The sequence below is a fragment of the Mesorhizobium sp. M2A.F.Ca.ET.042.01.1.1 genome, from assembly GCF_003997405.1.
Taxonomy (GTDB): domain Bacteria; phylum Pseudomonadota; class Alphaproteobacteria; order Rhizobiales; family Rhizobiaceae; genus Mesorhizobium.
This window is the reverse complement of sequence record NZ_RZRX01000093.1, coordinates 1-22,140: the sequence shown is the minus strand read 5'-3', so window position 1 is coordinate 22,140 and position 22,140 is coordinate 1. Positions and strand designations below refer to the sequence as shown.

Sequence of the window (22,140 nt, the reverse complement as noted above, 5' to 3'; positions counted from 1 at the left end):
CGTCCACAGGCCGGCGTCACGCGGGGCGAGGCGCGGCTGGCGGGAAGGGGCAGCGACCGTCATGGCGCCCGGTTCCCGACGGGTGGCGGAGCTGGGCTCGCGCCGGCCGCAGGAGTTCCTGGCGCAGCCTGTCCGCCGGCACTGCCCGTGGCTTCGACGCCGACCAGCGCGACCTTCAGATAGCCAGCGCTCCGCAGCAGGTTCATCACCTCCATCAGGTCGCCATAGCCGACCGTCTTGTCGGCGCGCAGGAAGACGCGCGTTTGCTTGTCGCCCTTGGTGCGGCTGTCGAGCATCCCGGCGAAGGCCGGACGCGGCACGCTGTCATTGCCGATCGCCAGCGTCAGATCGCTTTTCAGCGTCAGGAAGAGCGGCGTCTCGGGGCGCGGCGCGGGTGTTGCCGTCGAACCGGGCAGGTCGACATTGACATCGACGGTGGCGAGGGGTGCCGCGACCATGAAGATGATCAGAAGCACGAGGATGACGTCGATGAACGGCGTGACATTGATGTCGTGGCTTTCCTCGAGATCGTCGCCGGAGTTCTCGCGAATGCGCGCCGCCATTGCCGCTACTCCGCCGCCATCGCCGCTGCCGGCGGCACCGTGCGGAAATCGAGGTCGCGGCTGACCAGCCGCTCGACGCCGGCTGAGGCGTCGGCGAGGATCTGTTTGTAGCCGGCTATCGAGCGCGCGAAGACGTTGTAGATGACGACCGCCGGGATGGCCGCGACAAGGCCCATCGCGGTCGCAAGCAGCGCCTCCGCGATGCCCGGCGCCACCACGGCGAGGTTGGTGGTCTGCGCCTGCGAAATGCCGATGAAGGCGTTCATGATGCCCCACACGGTGCCGAACAGGCCGACGAAGGGCGCCGTCGAGCCGATGGTGGCGAGCAGCCCGGTGCCGCGCGACATGCGCCGGGCCGCCGCCGCCTCGATGCGCGAGAGCCTGGAAGCGACGCGTTCCTTCAGCCCGTCTCCGGAAACGTGGTCGAGCGCGCCCGCCGATAGCGCGCGTTCCTCTTCCGCCGCCCGCACCAGAAGCGCGCCCGGACCGCCGCTGTGGCCGAGTTCGCGGCGGGCCTGCATCAGCGTCGCGGCATTGCCGATCGCATCGGCGGCACGGCGGGCCCTCAGCTTGCCGCCGAAGACCTCCAGCGACTTGGCAAGCCAGATCGTCCAGGTGACGAGAGAGGCGAAGGCCAGCCCGACCATGACCGCCTTCACGACGATGTCGGCATTCATGAACATGCCCCAGGGCGACAGGTCATGCGGCAGCGTCAGCGGGATGGAAGGCTCTTCGCTCGTGGCGCCGTTCGGAGCTGGCTGAATGCTCTGCGCCATCGGCGTGGCGACGGGCGGCTGCGCCGCCGGCGCCTGCTCGATTGGCTCCTGCACGGCGGGTGCTATCGGCTGCCCAGCCGGCGGCTGCGTCGCCGGCTGTTCCTGCGCCCCGGCGATGCCGGCCGAAAGAATGAGGGCCACGGCCAGCGCCGCGAAAATACCGTTCCGGGACAAGGCTCGTCCTCGCTTCATCATCGCAATGCGGTGGCCGCCACGCATACCACACAGACGCCTAGCGGCCATGCCGGTTGACTATGAAACATGACATTGCGAGTCAACTATAAAGATGACTTTGCTGCTCAACTATTTATGACGATCCGGTGCCCTGTCGACGCGCTCAGCGGGTCTGGACCGCAAGGCAGCTGTCGGGCACGATGCGTTTATTCTTTGCGCAATCCCGCTGCGCACGTTTCCTGAAATCGCTCCAAGGCAGACGGCCAATGATCAAGGCGATACCATTCGACTTTCCCTATGACGGCAGGCTGATGCCGCAACACACGGCGCTGCTGGTGATCGATCTGCAGGAGGATTTCCTGTCTCCGACCGGCTATTTCGCGAGGAAGGGCTATGATCCGTCGCCGCTGCGAGCCATCCTGCCGGCGGTCAACCGGGTGATTGCCGCGGCCCGCGCGGCAGGCCTCACCATCATCCATACAAGGCAAGGCTACCGCGCCGACATGGCCGACATGACGCCTTACGAAAAATGGCGCCGCAAGCGGGCCGGTCTCGACGGCACCGATGTCCTGCTGCGCGCGGGTCCGGGCTTCCAGATCGCCGCCGATGTCGACGTGGCGCCGCAGGACGTGATCATCGACAAGACCTGCAACAGCGCCTTCACTTATACGGATCTGGAGATGGTGCTGCGCGCGCGGGACATAACGCACCTGCTTTTCACCGGCTGCACGACGGATGTCTGCGTTCACACCGCATTGCGCGAGGCCTGCGACCGCAACTTTCAGTGCCTGACGGTTTCGGACGCCTGCGCCAGCGGCGACCAGTATGCGCACGAAGCGGCGCTGCACATGGTGACGGTCGAGGACGGGATATTCGGCGCGCTGGCGGACTCGGAGGCCGTCATCGCCGCGTTGCGGAGGCTCGCGGGCGCCGTGCGCTGAAGATTATTTCGGGATCACATCGAAAATTTTCGCCCCTCCGTTCCGTTTCCGGTTCCGCCTTCGTCTTGAGGGTCGTAACACATGCGGGAGCCGCTACGGCCTCCGCCATCAGGACAAACGGAGCCAAGCCATGTCGACCACAGTGACCCTGATCAACGTCTTCACCGCCAAGCCGGGCAAGCAGCAGGAACTCGCCAGGACGCTCGCCGAAGGCACGCGGAACTTCTTCAGCAAGCAGCCGGGCTCGCTGTCGTCATCCGTGGTCGTCGGCGGCGACGGCAGCAAGGTCGCCAACATCTCGCAATGGCGTTCGGGCGAGGACATCGCGGCCTTCCGCGCCGACCCCCGCTTCGCCGACTACATGAAGAGCATCATCGAGCTGGCCGCCGGTGAGAGCATGATGGGCCACACCAGCTACTCCCACACGGGCGAGATCGAAGACTAGGAGATTGCGTGACCGGTTTGCAGGATCAGTCCGTTGCGGCGACCGAAACAAGGCTTCGCGCCTTCGAACGCGAGGCCGCCTCGCTGAGAGCCAGGCTGCATCGCTACGCCTCGCGCATGGTCGGATCGGTCATCGATGGCGAGGACATCGTCCAGGAGGCTTTGGCCAAGGGCTTCGTGGCGATCAGGAATGGCGACATGCCCGACAAGACAGAGCCCTGGCTGTTTCGCATCACGCACAATGCGGCGCTCGATTTCCTGCGCAAGCGCGCCCGCTCACGGGGCCGCGAAAGCGAGGTGGAGCTCGACATGATGGCCGACGAGAATTCGGCGCTGGACGCGCGCATCGCCGCCGAGGCGAGCCTGGTCGAGCTGATGCAATTGCCGCCGGCGCAACGGTGCGCGGTCGTGCTGAAGGATGTGCTCGGCCACAGCCTGGAGGAGATCGGCGACATCCTCGAAACATCCGACACGGCGATCAAGGGCGCGCTGCAGCGCGGGCGCGAAAGCTTGCGCAAGCTGGCGGCCGCGCCGCGCATGGCGCCGCCCCGTCCGACGCTCGACCGGCAGGACATGCGCCGCTTGGGCGACTATGTCGCTGCCTTCAACGCCAGGGATTTCGATACGCTGCGCGGCCTTTTGGCCGCGGACGTCAAGCTGGAGCTGGTCAATCGGCTGCGCGCGGACGGCAAGGAATATGTCGGCAACTATTTCGGCCGCTATGCCGACGAAACGCATTGGCATTTCGCGACCGGCCTTGTCGAAGGCCGGCCCGCCATCCTGGTCACCAGCCCGGAGCGTCCGGACGGACGGCCGCGCTACTTCATCCTCGTCGATTGGACGGACGGCCGGATCGCCGGCATCCGCGATTTCCTGTTCGCGGATTACGTGATGGACGGGCTGGAGTACTCCGGCACGCCGTGACTCAGCCTATGCGGTGTTCCGCAAAGGGGGATGAGGCAAACGCACCCGGTTGCGGAATCTCCGCCTCGCGGCGCGCCAGCGAATTCGCGAGCAGCGTGATCGTCTCGCGCCCAATGCGGGCGATCTCGCCCGGACGGTCGATGCCGCTGATCATGAATTCCTCGATGCCGAGCGCCGCATAGGGCAAAAGCGCCAGGGCAATCCGCGCCGGCGGCCCGGCGATCTCGACTGCCTTGTGATCCGGGGTTCCGCTCCAGCCATCCGCGTGGATGCGGACCGGCAGCGCGAAGCGCAATCTGCCGGCGCGGCCGTGCTCGGCGGCCGCGCCGCGCGCACGCTCGATCAATTGCCGCACCTCGTCCGGCGAGCCGGCGGCCAGCTCGAAGACATCGGCATGCTTGCCGGCCACCTTCAGCGCGGTGCCCGATTGGCCGCCGAGCCGGATGACGAGATTGGCGCCATGCGGGCCCTTGCGCGGCACGAAGCCGCCCCTGACGCTGTAGAAGGCGCCTTCATGGTCGAAGGGCCTGTCGTTCGACCACAGGCGCTTCAGCAGCACCAGATATTCGTCGATGCGCTGCCAAACCACGCTGTGGCCGACCGGTCGCGCCTCGGCATCGCTGTCTTCCAGCGGCTCGCTCAGCATGCGAAGCGACAGGCGTCCGCCGCCTCTGCGGTCGAGCGCGGCAAGCTGCCTTGCCGCCACCGTCGGCTCGATCACGCCGGCCCAATGCGTCAACACCACCTCCAGCGAACCGGTGCGGTCGAGCGTTTGCGCGGCGATGTCCATATTGGTGAGCAGGCCGGCCGGATCGTCCACCACCAGCCTGCGGAACCCGGCATCCTCGATCAGCGACAGTTTGGTCGCCGTCTCGGCGAAATCATAAAAGAAGCCGCCATTGGCAGCCTTACCGGGAACATGCGTGAACTCGATCGGCATTGCCATCTCCTCCATCACGTCGGCTTGCCCGCTCCAAAGCCTTTTGAACCAAATCCGAGGACGCAGGCGCGCGACAGCGCCCCGGTGCTCGGCCAGCTTTCCACTCCGGTTACGCAACTCAGATTGTTTTGACGGCGGGTCTCAGCCCGCCTTGCAATCAGGGGATCAACCCCAGCACCACCGCGCCGGTGAACACGAATGCAAGCGCGAAGACGAGATAGGCGAAGGTACCGCCATAGGCGGGCCTCCAGCTCTGGTCGGCGGTCAGCCTCTGGCCCTTGCGGGCGGTCTGAGCGTTCTGGATATACGACATATCGGCCTCCGTCTCAGCGCTTAATCTATAAAGTTAGTAGACTTTGTCGATTGCTATTTTTCAAGGATTTTTGGGAGAATGTTCTCAGGAAGCGTGCAATCCAGGTAATTCGTGCTCCTGCGGAGTGGAATATCCAGCGAGCAAGCGGAGCATGGGCTGCCCGACAAATGCCTGGAACCACGGACTTTCAGCGGCAAAACGGCCTCGTTTGAGCGCTTGGCCATTCCCCGCGCGACGCGATAGCATCTAAAACACTCACGGAATCCAGGGAGACAAAAATGGGTGGAAGGCTGGCTGGCAAGGTCGCCATCGTTTCGGGCGGCGCGACGGGCATGGGCGGGGCGGCTTCGGAGCTGTTTGCCGCCGAAGGCGCCAAGGTGGCGATCGTCGACCGCAACGGCGAGGCGGCCGGCAAGACCGCGGCGGCGATCCGGGCGCGGGGCCATGTGGCGGAGCATTTCGTGGCCGATGTTTCGGATGAGGCGCAGGTCGAGGCGGCGGTGAAGGCGGGGACGGATAGGCTCGGTCCGGTCACGGTGTTGTTCAACCATGCCGGCACGATCGTGATAAAGCCCTTCCTGGAGACGACGCTGCAGGAATGGGACTGGCTGCATGCCGTCAATGTGCGCTCGATGTTCTTGATGACGCGCGCGGTGCTGCCCGGCATGATCGCCGCCGGCGGCGGCTCGATCGTCTGCACCTCGTCGATTTCGGCGGTGGCGGCGACGCCGAACGAAGTGCTCTACGACACCACCAAGGGCGCCTGCCACATGTTCGCGCGGGCCATCGCGGTCGAGTTCCGCGACCGCAACATCCGCTGCAACGCTGTCTGTCCCGGCTTCATTCGCACACCGCACGGCCTGCGCGAAGTGGCCGATCTCGGCAAGCTCGGCGTCGACGTCTCCGATGCCGCCATGGCCGCGCAGCAAGGCCGCATCGGCGAGCCGGAGGAAGTGGCGAAGGCCGCGCTGTTTTTGGCCAGCGATGAGTCCAGCTTCGTCAACGGCGCGCATTTGTTCGTCGACAACGCGTTCACGGCGATCTGAGGCTTTTCCTCGCCCCACGAAAGTGGGAAGAGGTGGCTCGGCGAAGCCGAGACGGAGAGGGGACGCCCTGCGTGAAGCCGAACCGGCTCAGAATTTGGCGCAAACGCGGCGCCGAAGGACCACCATTCGACCGTTGGCGCAGCCCCCTCTCCGTCCGCTTCGCGGCCACCTCTCCCCCGCTTTGCGGGGGCGAGGAAATCCGTACCTACCGCTCCTCCCTGCGAAACGGCTTCAGCAGCGCCGAGGGCGCGACCGCGTTGCGCGACATGAAGGCCATGGCGACGATGGTGAAGATGAAGGGCAGCATCAGGAAGGCTTCGTAGGGGATGTGGCCGAGACCGCTCGCCTGCATCCTCAATTGCAGCGCGTCGACGAAGGCAAAGAGCAGCGCGGCGCCGGCCGAGCGCCACGGGTCCCAGCGGCCGAACACGACCAGCGCGATCGCCACCCAGCCACGGCCGGAGACGACGCCGAAGGTGAAGGCATTGAATTGCGCCATAGTGAGGAAGGCGCCGGCAAGGCCCATCAGCGCGCCGCCGAGGATCACCGCCTGGAAGCGCGTGGCGATGACGCTGACGCCGGCCGAATCCGCCGCGCGTGGGTTTTCGCCGACCATGCGCACCGACAGCCCCCATGGCGTGCGGTAGAGCACGAAGGCGGCGAGCGGAACGGCGATGATCGCCAGATAGACCAGCGTGAACTGGTTGAACACCGCTGGTCCAAGGATCGGAATGTCCGAAAGCAGCGGGATCGCCACCGGCTTGAAGCCGTCGATGCTGGGCGGCACCGATTGCTGGCCGAAGATCAACCTGTAGAGGAAATAGGCAAGGCCCGAGCAGAACAAGGTCACGCCGATGCCGCAGACATGTTGGCTGAGGCCCAGCGCGACGGTGAACAGCGCATGCAGGGCGCCCATCAGCGCGCCGACCAGCACGGCCACCAGCACGCCAAGCCACAGGCTGCCGCTCAAGCTGGCGGCGGTGAAGCCCGCCATGGCGCAGAGCAGCATGATGCCTTCGATGCCTAGATTGAGCACGCCGGCGCGTTCGGAAAACATTTCGCCAAGCGTTGCGAAAGCGAGCGGCGTGGCGATGCGGATGATGGCCGCGAGGAAGCCGACCTGAAAGATCTGCTCGAACACCGCGCTCATGTCTGCGCTCCCACGCGGCGGATGCGGTAGGCGGTGAAGAGCAGCGCCACCAGCATGGCAAGCAGCGCCGTGCCCTGGATGACGTCGCTGAGGAAAGCCGGCACGCCGGTTGCGCGCGACATCGCCTCGGCGCCGGTCATGACAGCGGCGAGGAAGATCGCCGCCGGCACCACACCAAGCGGGTTGAGCCGGGCGAGCATGGCGACGACGATGCCGGAATAGCCATAGCCCGGCGAGATGTCGCTCATCACCTGGAAGTGCACGCCGCCGACCTCGCCGACGCCTGCGAGCCCGGCGAGCGCACCCGATAGCAGCGCTGTCGAGAGCAGCACGCGCTGCACGTTGATGCCGCCATAGCGCGCCGCTTCCGGATTTTCGCCGGTGACGCGGATGCGGAAGCCGAGCGTGGTGCGGGCGATCAGGAACCAGCAAAGCGGTGCCGCGATCAGCGCGACGACGACGCCCAGATGCAACCTCGTGCCTTCGATCAGCACCGGGAAATTGGCCGAATCCTCGATCGGCGGCGAGATCGGATAGCCGGAAAAGGTGTCCTTCCACGGCCCTTCGATCAGCGCCATCAGCGCGTAATAGATGACCGAGTTGAGGAGCAGCGAGCTGACCACATCGTCGACCTTGAATTTGGCCCTCAGCGTCGCCGGCACCAGCGCCACGAGCGCGCCGGCCGCGGCGCCGGCCAGCGCCATCAGCACCATAGCGAGGGTGCCCGGCATCGGGATCGCGCCGACGAAGCAGCTCGCCACCGCGCCGGCGAGCAGCTGCCCCTCGGCGCCGATGTTCCAGAATTTGGCGCGGAAGGCGATGGCCACCGCAAGGCCGGTGAAGATCATCGGGGCGGCGCGCACCAGGGTCTCGGTGATGGCGTAGCTGTCGCCGAGCGACGCGGACAGCATGACGCCATAGGCCTCGATCACCCCGGCGCCGGCGATGGCGATCAGGCCACTGCACAGAATGAGCGTCGCGGCGATGGCGATCAGCGGAAGCGCCAGATTGAACCAGGCTGGTGTCGAGGTGCGGGCTTCGAGGCGGAACATCAGGCCGCCTCCTCGGTCTGCCCGGCGCCGGTCATCATCAGGCCGAGCCTGGCGACGGTGGCATCCGCGCTGGTAAGCGTGCCGGCGATGCGGCCCTCATACATCACCGCGATGCGGTCCGAGAGCATCAGCAATTCCTCGAGGTCTTCGCCGATGACGATGATGCCGCAGCCCTTGGCGCGCATCGCCAGGAATTTCTCGTGGATGAAGCGGGCGGCGCCGATGTCGAGGCCGCGCGTCGGCTGCGAGACGATCAGCACCTTGGGATCGAAGGCGAGCTCGCGCGCCAAAAGCGCCTTCTGCAGGTTGCCGCCGGAGAGCGCGCCGGCGCGCACCATCGGGCCAGGGCAGCGTATGTCGTAAGCCTTGATCTGCGCTTCGGCGAAGGCGCGGATGGCAGCCGGATTGAGCAGCCCCTTGCGGCTGAAGGCCTCGATGCCGATCCGCGGCAGCACCATGGAATCGGCCAAAGGCAAGTTGGTGACCAGCCCGGTCGTCATTCGATCCTCGGGGATACGGCCGAGGCCAAGCGCCTGCAGTTCGCGCGGCGAGAATTGCGTCACCGTTTTGCCGGCTATCGTCATCGTGCCGGCCCTTGGCGGCAGCATGCCGGAAATGACGTCGGCCAGCGCCCGCTGGCCGTTGCCGGAGACGCCGGCGATGCCGAGTATCTCGCCCGCCCGGACGACCAGCGAGACGTCGTGCAGCGGCGTGCCGGCATGGCCGGCGGTGGAGATGCCGTCGAGCGTCAGCACGGCGGCCCCGGGCGTCGAAGCCTCCTTGACCGGCGGCACGATCTCATGGCCGCACATCAGTCTGGCCATCTCGGCCGAGGTGGTTTCTGCAGGATGGTCGACGCGGCCGGCGACCTTGCCATGGCGCAGGACGACGCAGCGGAGGGTGAGCGCCCTGACTTCGTTGAGCTTATGCGAGATGAAGATGATGCCGAGCCCTTGCGCCGCCATCGAGCGCAAGGCGGCGAACAGGCCATCGACCTCCGAGGGCGCCAGCACTGCCGTCGGCTCGTCGAGGATCAAAAGCTTCGCGCCGCGAAACAGCGCCTTGATGATCTCCAGCCGCTGCTGCTCACCGACCGACAGCGCCGACACCGGCAGGTTCGGATCGAGGCTCAGCCCATACTGCCGGCTGATTTCGGTGAGCCGGGCGAGCCCGCGCGCGCGGTCGATGCGGCCGGATTTGCCGGGAATGCCGATCAGCAGGTTTTCCAGCACCGTGAGGCGCGGCGCGAGGTGGAAATGCTGATGCACCATGCCGATGCCGGCGGCGAGCGCATCGGCCGAATTGTGGATGGCGACCGGCCGTCCTTCGACCAGGATCTCGCCGGCGTCCGGCGCATAGGCGCCGAACAGCACATTCATCAGCGTCGTCTTGCCGGCGCCGTTCTCGCCAAGCAGGCCGAGGATTTCTCCTGGCGCGACGCTGAGGTCGACGGCCTCGTTCGCCTTGACGGCGCCGAAGATCTTGGTGATGCCGCGCATCTCGATGAGTGGGGCGGACAAGGGTGCTCCCTGGATTTGCGATCCGGCTAACCGCCTAAAGCGCGTTGCGATCTTTCAGATGCGCTCCACGCGCTTTAGGTTTTGATTTTACGCATGTCTTTATCCCGAAACCGGTTCCCACTTTCGGGAGACATGCTTTAGGGCAGCGCGAGGCCCCCCTCTCTGGCCTGCCGGCCATCTCCCCCTCAAGGGGGGAGATCAGATGTCACGCCGGCTTTCGTCAACTTTCAACGTTGAAAAGATCGAGCGCCGTCAATGAAACTGCCAATCTCCCCCCTTGAGGGGGAGATGTCCGGCAGGACAGAGAGGGGGCCTCGCGCCACCCCTTAACAATGCGTCAATCCGAAACCGGCGTGTTCTCGTCCACGTCGACGCGGAAATTGCCTTCGAGGATCTCGGCCTTCTTCTTCTCGACCAGGTCTTTCACCTCGGCGGGCAGCGTCTTGTCGAACTGGTGGTAGGGCGCCAGATACGAACCGCCCTTGGCCATGCGCGAGAAGTCGCCATAGTCCTGCGCGGTGAAGACGCCGGCCTTGACCAGCTTGATCGCCTGCTCGACCGTCGGATACATGTCCCACACCGGACCGGTGATGACCGTATCGGGGCCGAGGCTCGACTGGTCGGACATGTTGGAGATGGCAAGTATCTTCTTCTCCACCGCCGCCTCGATGACGCCGAAGCGCTCGGCATAGATGACGTCGACGCCGGCATCGATCTGCGCCACGGCCGCTTCCTTGGCCTTGGGCGGATCGAAGAAGGAGCCGATGAAGGCGACCTTCTTCTTGACGTTCGGATTGACCTCCTTGGCGCCGGCGAAGAAGGCATTGACCAGCCGGTTCACCTCCGGAATGCCCATCGCCGCGACAGCGCCGACCGTGCCCGACTTCGACATCTTGCCGGCGATCATGCCGGAGAGATAGGCGGGCTCGTGGATCCAGTTGTCGAAGACGCCGAAATTCGGCTCGGCCGGGCCGGCGCCGGAGCCGAACAGCCAGGCGGTCTTCGGGAATTGCTTTGCCGTCTTTCGCGATTCCCGCTCGGCGGCGAAGGCGTCGCCCAGCACCAGCTGGTAACCGCCTTGAGCATATTCGCGCATGACGCGGCTGAAGTCGGCGGTCTGCACCTTTTCCGACCATTTGTATTCGATGCCCAGCTCCTTTTCGGCCTTTTGCAGGGCGACATGGATCTGGTTGTCCCACGGCTCCTCGATCGGCGTGGCGAAGATCGCCGCCACCTTCAGCTTCTTGTCCTTGGCGAAGGCCGCGCCGGGCAGCACGGTGGCCGCGAGGCCGAGCGCGCCAAGTTCCAGCAGGTTGCGCCGCGACAGGCCGGCGCGTTGTGTTTTGCTGCGGTCGTTTTCCATTGAAGTGCCCCTCTGTTTGACAGCCGTGTCGAGCCGGCCGTTCCAAAAATGTCAGACGCCCGGGACTATGGAACGGTGGGTGAGATTTGTCCACATGGTCAAATTTGGTTGCGCTTTCGCGTTCGTCATCCACGGGCGGAGCAAGGAGCGAAGCGGCGCGCAGACCCGAGGATCCATGCCGTGACCTCGACGCTCCTCAACGGCGCAGAACCAGCAAACGGCTGCGCCAATGCCTGTTCTGCACCGTGGCATTCTTCGTTTAAAGTTCCGGCATGGATTCCAGGGTCTACGCTTCGCTTCGCCCTGGAATGACGAAGTTACGGGGCTCCGCCCGCGCCCTCCCACGAGCCCATCTCGGCAAACCTTTTCAACGCCGGCGCCGGCTCGAAAATCGCCCGTCCGGTCCGTTGATGCCAATACTCCAGCCGCTCGGCGATCCTACCAGCCCCTTCGAGCCCGGCCCAGAACATCGGTCCGCCCTTGCCGATCGGGAAGCCGTAGCCGTTGACCCAGACGACATCGATGTCTGACGCGCGCGCGGCGATACCTTCCTCGAGGATCTTCGCGCCTTCGTTCACCAAGGGATGGAGCGTGCGCTCGATGATTTCCTCCGCGCCGATCTCACGCCGGGCAATTCCAAGCTCCGCCGCCTTGGCGCGGATCAGTGCCTCCACATCCGGATCCGCGACCGGCTCTCGCGCGCCGCTCTCATAGCGATACCACCCACGCCCGGTCTTCTGGCCGAAATGGCCTTGCTCGCACAGCGTATCGGCAATCACGGCCGTCTGGCCGCGCGCCTTGCGGTTGCGCCAGCCGATGTCGAGGCCGGCGAGATCGCCCATCTGGAACGGCCCCATCGGCCAGCCGAAATCGGTGAACGCCTTGTCGACCTGGGCAGGGGTGGCACCTTCCAGCAGCAGCGATTCGTTCTCGGCGCCGCGCGCGGACAGCATCCGGTTGCCCACAAAACCGTGGCAGACGCCGACGACGACAGCCACCTTCCCGATGCGCCGGGCGAGATCGGTGACCGTCGCCAGCACCTCGGGCGCGGTCTTTTCGGCGCGCACGATCTCCAGGAGCTTCATGACGTTAGCCGGCGAAAAGAAATGCATGCCGAGCACGTCTTGTGGCCGCGAGACCGAGGCGGCGATTTCGTTCACGTCGAGATAGGAGGTGTTGGTGGCGAGGATGGCGCCGGGTTTGGCGATCGCGTCAAGCTTGCCGAACACTTCCTTCTTGACCGCCATGTCCTCGAACACGGCCTCGATGATCAGGTCGCAATCGGCAAGGTCGGCGTAGTCGGTGCTGCCCTTGAACAGCGTGAGCCGCGTCTGCTTGGCCTCTTCCGTCAACGAGCCGCGACTGACGGAGACAGCATAGTTCTTCTCGATCGTCGCCAGCCCGCGCCGCAGCGCTTCCTCGCTGGTCTCGAGCAAGGTCACCGGCAGGCCGCCATTGGCGAAGGCCATGGCGATGCCGCCGCCCATCGTGCCGGCGCCGATGATGCCGACGCGTTCGAGCCGACGCTTCTGCAGGTCCTTGCCGGGGATCTTCGCCGCCTCGCGCTCGGCGAAGAACAGATGCCGCTGCGCACGCGACTGGTCGCCGGAAACGAGTTTGAGGAAAAGCTGCCGTTCGGCGGCAAGCGCCTCGTCGAACGGCAAGGTGACGGCGTTGCGCACGGCTTTGGCACAGGCAAGCGGCGCTTCGAGGCCCCGGGCTTTTTTGGCCAGCTCAGCGGCTTGGGTGTCGAAGGCCGCGAGATCGGTCTCGGCAAGGCGGTCATTGCGCTCACGCACCGGCATGAACGGCTCGCCTCGATCAGCCATTTCGTGGGCGAAACGAACGCCCTCCGCCAGCAAATCGCCGTCGACGACCGCGTCGACAAGCCCCGCCGCCTTCGCCTCGCCGGCCGAAATCGGCGTTCCGGAAACGATCATGGCGAGCGCTTTGGCAGCACCGACAAGGCGCGGCAGCCGCACCGTGCCGCCGCCGCCCGGCAAGAGACCGAGTTTTACTTCGGGCAGGCCGAGCTTGGCGCCGCGATCGGCGATGCGGAAATGGCAGCCGAGCGCCAGTTCCAGCCCGCCGCCGAGCGCTGTGCCGTGGATGGCGGCAGCTGTCGGCTTGGGAGTCGTTTCAAGCAAGGCAATGATGGCGCGCAGTTCCGGCTGCTGGACCGGCTTGCCGAATTCGGTGATGTCTGCGCCGGCGACGAAAGTGCGCCCGGCGCAGGCGATCACGATCGCCTTGGCGCCAGGATCGTCGCGCAAAGCGGCGAGCGCCTCATAAAGCGGCTTGCGGACATGAAAACTCAGCGCATTGACCGGCGGATTGTCGATGGTGACCACCGCCACGCCGTTGTCATTCGTGACGCTGACAGAACTGGACAAGCGGAACCTCCCGAGACCGGCTGCAATCGGAACACGGGTTTACTAGGCCGGCCCGTGAATGGAAACCCGAACCAGACTTGGCGCAATGGTTAGTTGAGAGCGGTTCGTTTCGCGACGGAGAGGTTTTGAAAGGTTGGCTGCGTTTTGCGTTGGCAGGCGGTATGCGTTGGAGATTGGCAGAAACGTCCATCGCGATCGTCATTCCAGGGCGGAGCAGGAGCGAAGCTCCGTCGCGTAGACCCTGGAATCCATGCCGTTGCCTTCGCCAAGGCGTGCAACGGAGCAGAATTCAGCACCGTGGCGGCGCTTCCAAGTCACGGCATGGATTCTATGGTCTGCGCCGCGTCGCTTCGCTCCTTGCTCCGCCATAGAATGACGAGGTTGGGGCGGCTTCAACCAATCCCCGGCGTTGAATGGAAAATCTTGCACCAAGACAAACGGCAACCTTCAAAGTCCTGTGCAGCGCCACTAGTTATCCACGCGGCCGAAGGGTGGCACATCACCGATCACTTCGCGCTTGTCCTTGCCGCAGACGAAGGTCTTGGCTTTCTCATCCGCCAGCTTGCGGGCCTGATCGTTGGCCTGCGGGTTGCCGGTGGCCAAAACCAGGCCGACGGTGCAGCCCTGATGCTCTTCCGGTTGCGCCACCTTGGCGACGACCAGCACGTCGGTCGAATTCTTGTCGTCCTCGGGGTTGCTGACCGAGCGGCGATGGATGGCGGCGAAAGGGATGGCGATGTCGCCATTGGTCTCGATGCGCCATTCCACTTTCGGGCCTGAGCCGTTGAAGGCAGTGAAGGTTTCCCACACCGCGGTCATGTCGTCCGACGGAAAGCCGTAATAGACGGATTCGCGCGCGTCGTCGTAGCCGATCAGCACCGGGTAGCCGCGATAGCCCGAGCAGACGAGGCTCGCCCAGTCGCCGTCGCCTTCCGCGGCCTGGGCATAGGTCACGCAGTCCTTCTTGGAGTCGAGGTCGGTGTAGGCGCTGGATATGTCGCCGGCCTGGGCCGCCTGGCAGAAACCGGCAAGGGCAAGCGGAATCAAAGGGGCACGCATCGATGGCAACTCCGTTTCGAGTTGCCGCAAGCGTAACGCCGTCCGCTATTTCTTCAAGCTGGCTTCGATCAAGAGGTCGGCGTTGCGGGCAACCGCCGCCGCCGGTCCGCCATGGCCGAAAAGCTGGCCGCTGATATAGGCGCCTTCGATGAGGAGCAGCAGCCCGTCGCCCAGCGTATCGGAATCCGCCGCACCCATCGCGGCGGCCATGGCGCGCAGGCGCCGGCGTAACTCCTGCTTGTTGTTTTCGCTGACGATGCGGGCCGGGTGACCACGCTCAGGATATTCCACCGCCGCGTTGGTCATGCCGCAGCCGCGATAGTCCGGCTTTTGCGTGCGTTTGCCGACGCGGGTCAGGAAGGCGATGATCTGGGCGCGCGGATTGCCGGGATGTGCGTCGACCGCCTCGTCGAAGCGTTCCCAGAATTCGAGGTCGTATTTGCGCAGATAGGAGGCGGCGAGCTCGTCCTTGGACGGGAAGCTGCGATAGAGGCTGGGCTTTGTGACGCCGGCGCGCCTGACGATCTCGTCGACGCCGACCGCCCTGATGCCCTCGCGATAAAAAAGGTCGAACGCCACGTCGAGGATCTTGTCGGCCGCCTTCGGGGCGGGGGCCGTGTTCAACGGCGCTTCAATTTTATTGTCCGATGGCATTCCAACAACTCGCTTGACAATGTTACTGACCGGTACGTATGTATGGTGCCATCCCATTGCAACGTACCGGTCAGTAACATGATAGCCCAATCCCGTCCGTTTGGCCAGCGCTACGCATTTGTCGTCGTCGCCGTCATCTTCTTCTGCCTGCTGATTGCCGCCGGGCTTCGCTCGGCGCCCTCGGTGATAATGGTGCCGCTGGAAGAAAGTTTTGGCTGGCGCCGCGACGTGACCTCCTGGGCGGCCAGCATCGGCATCCTGCTCTACGGTTTGACCGGTCCGTTCGCCGCTGCGCTGATGGAGCGCATCGGGCTGCGCCGCACGCTGCTCGGATCGCTGGCGGTGATGTCGGGATCGACGGCGCTCAGCCTGTTGATGACCGAGCCCTGGCATCTCTTCATCACCTGGGGTGTGCTTTCCGGCATCGGCTCCGGCGCGGTGGCGAGCGTGCTCGGCGCCACCATCGTCAACCGCTGGTTCAAGACCAATCGCGGTCTGATGATGGGCCTGATGTCGGCCTCCAGCGCCACCAGCATGCTGGTGTTCCTGCCGGTGATCGCCTCGCTGGCGCAGAGCGGCGGCTGGAAGCCGGTGGCGATTGCGGTGGCGCTTGCCACAGCCGCGCTGATCCCGTTCGTCTTCCTGCTGGTGCCGGAGCGTCCCGCTTCGATCGGCCAAGTTCGCTACGGCGCCGATACCGATGACGTGCCGCCGGTGTCGCCCGCATCGCAGGGCAATTTCCTGGCGCATACGCTGAACACGCTGCGCCGCGCGGCGGGCACACGGGTGTTCTGGTATCTGTTCGCCACCTTCTTCGTCTGCGGCTTCACCACCAACGGCCTCGTCGGCACGCACCTCATCGCGTTTTGCGGCGACATGGGCATCGGCGAGGTGCAGGCGGCCGGGCTCTTGTCGATGATGGGCATTTTCGACCTGATCGGCACCACTTTGTCCGGCTGGCTCACCGACCGTTTCGATCCGCGCAAGCTGCTCGGCGTCTACTATGCGGTGCGCGGCCTGTCGCTGATCTACCTGCCTTATTCCGGCTTCTCGGCGACCAGCCTGGTCATCTTCGCCGTGCTCTACGGGCTCGACTGGATCGCCACCGTGCCGCCGACGCTCAGGCTCGCCAATGAAGCCTTTGGCGACCGTAGCGGGCCGATCGTGTTCGGCTGGATCGTCGCCGGCCACCAGGTGGGCGCCGCGGCGGCTGCAGCCTTCGGCGGCACGATGCGCGAGCTGCAGGGCAATTACGAACTGGCCTTCCTGATCGCCGGCATGACGGGCATCGCGGCGGCCTGTATTTCGCTGCTGATCAATACGAGCAGGCCGGCATTCGAGCCGGAGCCGCAGGCGGCTTGAGGCGCGCCGTTTCCCCTTCTCCCCTTGTGGGAGAAGGTGGATCGGCGCTTTAGCGCCGAGACGGATGAGGGGTGTTCCAGCGGAGTGAGACGTCTGCTTTCCCTGGAACACCCCTCATCCGTCGCCTTTGGCGACACCTTCTCCCACAAGGAGAAGGGGAAGAGCGCCCTGTGCACTGTTATCAAAACTTCATGGTTCCGAGACACGCCTGAAACAATGAGGCGAGAGCTTGGCGGTCCCGTTCAAAGCCATCCGGAGACAGCCATGGACAAGCTTTCCCTTACCCGCCGCGCTTTCGTCACCTCGGCCAGCGCCTTCGGCCTTGTCGGCGCCTCCGGTCTGGCGCTGCCCTATTACTCACGCGCCAACCAGCGGCCGGCCTTTACCCATGGCGTCCAGTCCGGCGACGTCGATGCGACCTCCGGCATGGTCTGGACGCGCACCGACCGGCCCGCGCGCGTGATGTATGAAGTCTCGACCACCGAAAGTTTTGCAAACGCCACAAGGCTGGCGCCGCTCGATACGTCGCCCGCCAGCGACTACACGGTGAAGCGGCTGCTCACCGATCTCGCCTCCGACCAGGACATCTTCTACCGCATGGTCGCGGCCGATCTTTCCGACATCAATGCGGTCTCAGAGCCGATCATCGGCCGCTTCCGCACCGCGCCGTCGTCGAAGCGCGACGTGCGCTTCGCCTGGTCGGGCGACACCGCCGGCCAGGGCTGGGGCATCGACGAGACCGGCATGAAGACCTATTCGACCATCGCCAAGCACACGCCGGACTTCTTCCTGCATTCGGGCGACACGATCTATGCCGACGGCGCGCTGAAGGACGAGGTCGACCTGCCCGGCGGCGGCAAGTGGAAGAACGTCGTCATGCTCGACGGCAAGCGCAAGGTCGCCGAGACGCTGGACGAATATCGCGACCAGTGGAAGTACAACATGATGGACAAGCATGTGCTTGCCCTCTCGGCCATCTGCCCGACCTTCTACCAGTGGGACGACCATGAGGTGCTCAACAACTGGTCGGACTCGAAGGATCTCAGCAAGGATGACCGCTACAAGGAAAAGTCGATCCACGTGCTGGCGGCGCGGGCCGCGCGCGCCTTCCACGAGATGACCACCATCCGCTACGAGCCGTCGGAGCCGGGCCGCGTCTACCGCAAGATCTCGCATGGGCCGCTGCTCGACGTGTTCTTCCTCGACATGCGCTCCTATCGCGGCCCGAACGGCGCCAATCTGGACGAAACGCTGACGCCGAAGTCGCGCATGATCGGCGAAGAGCAGTCCAAGTGGCTTAAGCGCGAGCTGGCGAACTCGAAGGCGACCTGGAGGGTCATCGCCGCCGACATGCCGCTCAGCCTCGTCGTCTGGGACGACGCGGCGAAGAAGGCCGGCTTCGAGGCCGTCAGCAACAACGACAACGGCAAGCCGAAGGGCCGCGAGCTCGAATTCGCCGACGTGCTGCGCTTCATCAAGACTGCGGGCATCACCAACACCGTCTGGCTCACCGCCGACGTGCACTACACGGCGGCGCATTACTACAACCCCGACAAGGCGCAGTTCCAAGATTTCAATCCGTTCTGGGAATTCGTCTCCGGCCCGATCCACGCCGGCACGTTCGGCCCGAACGACCTCGACATGACCTTCGGGCCGGAGCTGAAATTCATCAAGGCGCCGACCGCCGAGCAAGGCCAGAACCTGCCGCCGTCGGCAGGCCTGCAGTTCTTCGGGCTGGTCGATATTTCCGGCGCCACCGAGCAGCTCACGGTGCGGCTGATGGATCGCGACGACAACGAGCTTTATAAGGTGACGCTGGACCCGGTGCGGTCGGCCTGAGGACCGGTAAATCGGAGGCGCCGGCGCGAGGCCCCCCTCTCTGGCCTGCCGGCCATCTCCCCCTCAAGGGGGGAGATCGGATTTCGCATCGGCTTTCGCCAATCTCCAACGCTGCACGGCTGGCGGCGGGATCAAAGCTGCCAATCTCCCCTCTTGAGGGGGAGATGCCCGGCAGGGCAGAGAGGGGGCCTCGCGCCAGCATTCGCCGTTTCCTGTGGCGGAAAGGGTTAGTCCGGATAACAGGCGCGCGGAATGTTCGGCCAGACCGCGGTTTCGCAATTGGCATCCTTCTGGCGCTGCTTGAAGGCGGCGCTGACCGGACCGGTGACGATCGGGTCGACGCCGTCGGGGGCATCGGCGAACATCTGCTGCGCCGTTTGGGCATCGGGCGGCGAGATCGGATCGGCTTGCCTGAGCGCAGCCGCTGACTGCGCTGCGCCCGCCGCGACGAGCAGGCCAAGCGCCGCCCACGCGAAAACCGGACGCAATCTGGACATCTGATCGGTCATGAACATGAAATCGCCCGGCCCCTCAAAGGTTCCGCCTTGGTTAACAGAATCATTTCACACCAAGACGTTTAAGAATCAGTGACCATTATTTGGGGTCGGGCCTCCCCTTTCGCAATTGCGAAAAACCTTGTATGAGCCGCGCAACCGAAAAAGGCGGCGCTTGTTAAGCCTGCCGCCTGCAACGTTCCCGAGACCAGAAAAATGAACCTCCGAAATATCGCGATCATCGCGCACGTCGACCATGGCAAAACCACGCTTGTCGACCAGCTTCTGAAACAGTCCGGCGCCTTCCGCGACAACCAGCGCGTCGCCGAGCGCGCCATGGATTCCAACGACCTCGAAAAAGAGCGCGGCATCACCATCCTGGCCAAGGCGACCTCGGTCGACTGGCAAGGCACCCGCATCAACATCGTCGACACGCCCGGACACGCCGATTTCGGCGGCGAGGTGGAGCGCATCCTGTCGATGGTGGATTCGGCGATCGTGCTTGTCGACGCCGCCGAAGGGCCGATGCCCCAGACCAAGTTCGTTGTCGGCAAGGCGCTCAAGGTCGGCTTGCGGCCCATCGTCGTCATCAACAAGATCGACCGTCCGGACGCCCGCCATGTCGAGGTTGTCAACGAGGTGTTCGACCTTTTCGCCGCGCTCGACGCCACCGACGAGCAGCTCGATTTCCCGATCCTCTACGGCTCGGGCCGCGACGGCTGGGTGTCGGAAAACCCCGAAGGTCCGAAGGACCAGGGCCTGGCCCCGCTGTTCGACCTCGTCGTCAAGCATGTGCCGGCGCCGACCGTCCATCCGGGTCCCTTCCGCATGATCGGCACCATCCTGGAAGCCAATCCGTTCCTTGGCCGCATCATCACCGGCCGCATCGAGTCCGGCACGCTGAAGCCCAACCAGGCGGTCAAGGTGCTGCATCACGACGGCACGCAGATCGAGGCCGGACGTATCTCGAAAATCCTCGCCTTCCGCGGCCTCGAGCGCCAGCCGATCGAGGAAGCGCAGGCGGGCGACATCGTCGCCATCGCCGGCCTGTCGAAAGGCACCGTCGCCGACACCTTCTGCGACCCGCAGGTGAGCGAACCGCTGCATGCGCAGCCGATCGACCCGCCGACCGTCACCATGTCCTTCCTCGTCAACGACAGCCCGCTTGCCGGCACCGAGGGCGACAAGGTGACGAGCCGCGTCATCCGTGACCGCCTGCTGCGCGAGGCCGAAGGCAATGTCGCGCTGAAGATCGAGGAATCGGCCGAAAAGGACTCGTTCTTCGTGTCCGGCCGCGGCGAATTGCAGCTTGCGGTGCTGATCGAGACGATGCGCCGCGAGGGCTTCGAGCTCGCCGTATCGCGTCCGCGCGTCGTCATGCAGAAGGGCGAGAACGGCGAATTGCTGGAACCGGTCGAGGAAGTCGTCATCGACGTCGACGAGGAGCATGCCGGCGTGGTCGTGCAGAAAATGTCGGAGCGCAAGGCCGAGATGGTCGAGCTGCGTCCTTCCGGCGGCAATCGCCAGCGCCTCGTCTTCCATGCGCCGACGCGCGGCCTGATCGGCTACCAGTCGGAACTGTTGACCGACACGCGCGGCACCGCGGTGATGAACCGGCTGTTCTTCGCCTATGAGCCTTACAAGGGCGAGCTGCCCGGCCGCACCAATGGCGTCTTGATCTCCAACGAGCAGGGCGAGTCGGTCGCCTACGCCATGTGGAACCTGGAAGACCGCGGCCCGATGATCATCGATCCGGGCGTCAAGGTCTATCAGGGCATGATCATCGGCATCCATTCGCGCGACAACGACCTCGAAGTGAATGTGCTCAAGGGCAAGAAGCTCACCAACATCCGCGCCGCCGGCAAGGACGAGGCGGTGAAGCTGACGCCGCCGATCCGCATGACGCTGGAGCGGGCTCTCGCCTGGATCCAGGATGACGAGCTGGTCGAGGTGACGCCGAAGACCATCCGGCTGCGCAAGCTCTATCTCGACCCGAACGAGCGCAAGCGTTTCGAGAAGGCCGCCAAGGTGATGGGTGCGGCGTAAGCTTTCCAGCCAGGGGTTCAAAAGAGGGAGCGCGTGCTCCCTCTTTTCGTTTCAGCGGCACGCTGCCAACAGGATGGCGCGGCAATCCGCCTCTCCGGCCAGATCGATGCGCACCGCCAGGCCATCGCGAACCGGCTTGCGCAAGGCTTTCGCGCCATCCGGTTCCATGATCAGTCGCCTTCGGTCGTCAAGGGCCTGGAGTCTTGACCGCGAGAGGCCAAGCTCGCCGGCAAGCAGGCGGTCCAGCCGCAAAGGCGTCGTCCCCTCCGGCCGAAGCTCGAGCGCGAGCGCGTCCGCGTGTCCCGGCGCTCCGTCCAGCAGCTCCTTTCGGACCGTGACATCAGGTGATTCCTCGACCCGCCCGGCCCGGTTGCGCAGCGCGGCGGCATCGAAGGCAAAGCGGCGTGCAAGCGCCGGATCGTTGCTTTCAAGCGCTGCCAGCAGTGCCGACTCGATATCGTGGCGGTTTTGTCGTTCCAGGATGGTGAAATTCCAGGAGTTGTCGCAACTCACGCAGCGATAGATCAGCCAGACGTCGATGCGCTTGCCATTGGCATTGACGCGGAATTTCTCGCTGCATCGATAGGGTCTCACGCCGCCGCAGCGGTTGCAGTTGATCAGAGGTCGTGGCGCGATTGCGGGTGCGATCGTCCAGCGGACAAGCAAGGCAGAAGACATGCCGGCAGGCCCTTCCCGTCGGGAAGTCCGTCAGATCGGCAATGTCCGAGATGCCCTTCATGGGCACGGCGTGGCGAAAGACTGTGTTGTCTGGAAATCAAGCGTCGGCGCGATAGCACTCGACGGCGGCTCAGCAATGCCAAACCGGTCTCGAACCGCCGCCTGAAGAACACGTGAAAATGGAGCAGGCGGCGCCAGTGGCTGCGCCTGCGGTGCATTCAGAGGAGTTGGCGAGACCGGCGGTTACTGAGGCAAAGTGATGCTCGAAAATGGGTAAAATGGAAGGCTGCTTCTAACGGCAGGGTAACGACGGGGCAAGTACCCTCCGTCAGACTCGGCTCAACGCCAGTTCTCGGACGCTGGCGCTACCCCCTCTCCGTCCGCTGCGCGGACACCTCTCCCCCATTTC

Annotated in this window: 20 protein-coding genes; 7 read left to right on the top strand and 13 right to left on the bottom strand. The window is 64.9% G+C overall.

Going from position 1 to position 22,140, the window contains the following annotated elements; all coding sequences use genetic code 11:
- Nucleotides 1-59: 59 nt before the first annotated feature.
- Both exbD and exbB read right to left on the bottom strand, forming a co-directional pair.
- Entirely contained in the window at nucleotides 60-563 is a 504-nt protein-coding gene (gene exbD / locus EOA23_RS16160; RefSeq protein ID WP_127304862.1) for a TonB system transport protein ExbD, read from the bottom strand.
- Nucleotides 564-568: 5 nt separating this feature from the next.
- Nucleotides 569-1,513: a tonB-system energizer ExbB gene (gene exbB / locus EOA23_RS16155; protein WP_127304861.1), complete on the bottom strand. Its 945-nt coding sequence runs from the start codon at nucleotides 1,511-1,513 to the stop codon at nucleotides 569-571.
- 266 nt (nucleotides 1,514-1,779) lie between these two features.
- On the opposite strand from exbB, the gene EOA23_RS16150 reads away from it, so the two are divergent.
- From EOA23_RS16150 to EOA23_RS16140, 3 genes are all read left to right on the top strand, one after another.
- The gene (locus EOA23_RS16150) at nucleotides 1,780-2,454 is read left to right on the top strand and encodes an isochorismatase family cysteine hydrolase (protein ID WP_127304860.1); all 675 of its coding nucleotides are present in this window, start codon (nucleotides 1,780-1,782) and stop codon (nucleotides 2,452-2,454) included.
- Nucleotides 2,455-2,584: 130 nt separating this feature from the next.
- Nucleotides 2,585-2,899 (top strand): antibiotic biosynthesis monooxygenase, encoded by a 315-nt coding sequence (locus EOA23_RS16145; protein ID WP_127304859.1) that lies wholly within the window; start codon nucleotides 2,585-2,587, stop codon nucleotides 2,897-2,899.
- An 8-nt stretch (nucleotides 2,900-2,907) separates the two neighbouring features.
- The gene (locus EOA23_RS16140) at nucleotides 2,908-3,822 is read left to right on the top strand and encodes a sigma-70 family RNA polymerase sigma factor (protein ID WP_348628567.1); all 915 of its coding nucleotides are present in this window, start codon (nucleotides 2,908-2,910) and stop codon (nucleotides 3,820-3,822) included.
- A gap of 1 nt (nucleotide 3,823) precedes the next feature.
- Here EOA23_RS16140 and EOA23_RS16135 read toward each other — a convergent pair whose 3' ends face one another.
- Both EOA23_RS16135 and EOA23_RS16130 read right to left on the bottom strand, forming a co-directional pair.
- Nucleotides 3,824-4,762 (bottom strand): LLM class flavin-dependent oxidoreductase, encoded by a 939-nt coding sequence (locus tag EOA23_RS16135; RefSeq protein ID WP_127304858.1) that lies wholly within the window; start codon nucleotides 4,760-4,762, stop codon nucleotides 3,824-3,826.
- 157 nt (nucleotides 4,763-4,919) lie between these two features.
- A complete protein-coding gene (locus EOA23_RS16130) occupies nucleotides 4,920-5,075 on the bottom strand; it encodes a hypothetical protein (protein ID WP_095816548.1) in 156 nt (51 codons plus the stop codon).
- Between the two features lie 278 nt (nucleotides 5,076-5,353).
- Between EOA23_RS16130 and EOA23_RS16125 the strand changes: the two genes are divergently transcribed.
- Nucleotides 5,354-6,121 carry an SDR family oxidoreductase gene (locus tag EOA23_RS16125; protein WP_127304857.1) on the top strand — a complete coding sequence of 256 codons (768 nt, stop codon included), beginning with the start codon at nucleotides 5,354-5,356 and terminating at the stop codon, nucleotides 6,119-6,121.
- Nucleotides 6,122-6,326: 205 nt separating this feature from the next.
- Here EOA23_RS16125 and EOA23_RS16120 read toward each other — a convergent pair whose 3' ends face one another.
- From EOA23_RS16120 to EOA23_RS16090, 7 genes are all read right to left on the bottom strand, one after another.
- Nucleotides 6,327-7,271: an ABC transporter permease gene (locus tag EOA23_RS16120; protein ID WP_127304856.1), complete on the bottom strand. Its 945-nt coding sequence runs from the start codon at nucleotides 7,269-7,271 to the stop codon at nucleotides 6,327-6,329.
- Nucleotides 7,268-8,323, bottom strand: coding sequence for an ABC transporter permease (locus tag EOA23_RS16115; protein WP_127304855.1), 1,056 nt, complete (start codon nucleotides 8,321-8,323; stop codon nucleotides 7,268-7,270). Before EOA23_RS16115 ends, EOA23_RS16120 begins: the two co-directional genes overlap by 4 nt.
- Nucleotides 8,323-9,843, bottom strand: coding sequence for an ABC transporter ATP-binding protein (locus EOA23_RS16110; protein WP_127304854.1), 1,521 nt, complete (start codon nucleotides 9,841-9,843; stop codon nucleotides 8,323-8,325). Before EOA23_RS16110 ends, EOA23_RS16115 begins: the two co-directional genes overlap by 1 nt.
- 337 nt (nucleotides 9,844-10,180) lie before the next feature.
- Entirely contained in the window at nucleotides 10,181-11,206 is a 1,026-nt protein-coding gene (locus EOA23_RS16105; RefSeq protein ID WP_127304853.1) for a BMP family protein, read from the bottom strand.
- A 317-nt stretch (nucleotides 11,207-11,523) separates the two neighbouring features.
- Nucleotides 11,524-13,599: a 3-hydroxyacyl-CoA dehydrogenase NAD-binding domain-containing protein gene (locus tag EOA23_RS16100; protein WP_127304852.1), complete on the bottom strand. Its 2,076-nt coding sequence runs from the start codon at nucleotides 13,597-13,599 to the stop codon at nucleotides 11,524-11,526.
- Nucleotides 13,600-14,067: 468 nt separating this feature from the next.
- Nucleotides 14,068-14,658 (bottom strand): hypothetical protein, encoded by a 591-nt coding sequence (locus EOA23_RS16095; RefSeq protein WP_127304851.1) that lies wholly within the window; start codon nucleotides 14,656-14,658, stop codon nucleotides 14,068-14,070.
- Between the two features lie 45 nt (nucleotides 14,659-14,703).
- Nucleotides 14,704-15,312 (bottom strand): TetR/AcrR family transcriptional regulator, encoded by a 609-nt coding sequence (locus EOA23_RS16090; protein ID WP_126063755.1) that lies wholly within the window; start codon nucleotides 15,310-15,312, stop codon nucleotides 14,704-14,706.
- 78 nt (nucleotides 15,313-15,390) lie between these two features.
- On the opposite strand from EOA23_RS16090, the gene EOA23_RS16085 reads away from it, so the two are divergent.
- Together EOA23_RS16085 and EOA23_RS16080 are read left to right on the top strand one after the other, a co-directional pair.
- Nucleotides 15,391-16,674, top strand: a complete 1,284-nt coding sequence (locus EOA23_RS16085) for an MFS transporter (protein WP_127304850.1) — start codon at nucleotides 15,391-15,393, stop codon at nucleotides 16,672-16,674.
- A 264-nt stretch (nucleotides 16,675-16,938) separates the two neighbouring features.
- Nucleotides 16,939-18,513: an alkaline phosphatase gene (locus tag EOA23_RS16080; protein ID WP_127304849.1), complete on the top strand. Its 1,575-nt coding sequence runs from the start codon at nucleotides 16,939-16,941 to the stop codon at nucleotides 18,511-18,513.
- A 227-nt stretch (nucleotides 18,514-18,740) separates the two neighbouring features.
- Here EOA23_RS16080 and EOA23_RS16070 read toward each other — a convergent pair whose 3' ends face one another.
- On the bottom strand, nucleotides 18,741-19,022 hold the full coding sequence (locus EOA23_RS16070; protein WP_127304848.1) for a hypothetical protein: 282 nt from the start codon (nucleotides 19,020-19,022) through the stop codon (nucleotides 18,741-18,743).
- Between the two features lie 201 nt (nucleotides 19,023-19,223).
- Between EOA23_RS16070 and typA the strand changes: the two genes are divergently transcribed.
- Nucleotides 19,224-21,053, top strand: coding sequence for a translational GTPase TypA (typA, locus tag EOA23_RS16065; protein WP_127304847.1), 1,830 nt, complete (start codon nucleotides 19,224-19,226; stop codon nucleotides 21,051-21,053).
- A 51-nt stretch (nucleotides 21,054-21,104) separates the two neighbouring features.
- On the opposite strand, the gene EOA23_RS16060 is transcribed toward typA, so the two are convergent.
- Complete coding sequence (locus tag EOA23_RS16060; RefSeq protein ID WP_127304846.1) at nucleotides 21,105-21,731, bottom strand: DUF1062 domain-containing protein; 627 nt, start codon at nucleotides 21,729-21,731, stop codon at nucleotides 21,105-21,107.
- Between the last annotated feature and the right edge of the window lie 409 nt (nucleotides 21,732-22,140).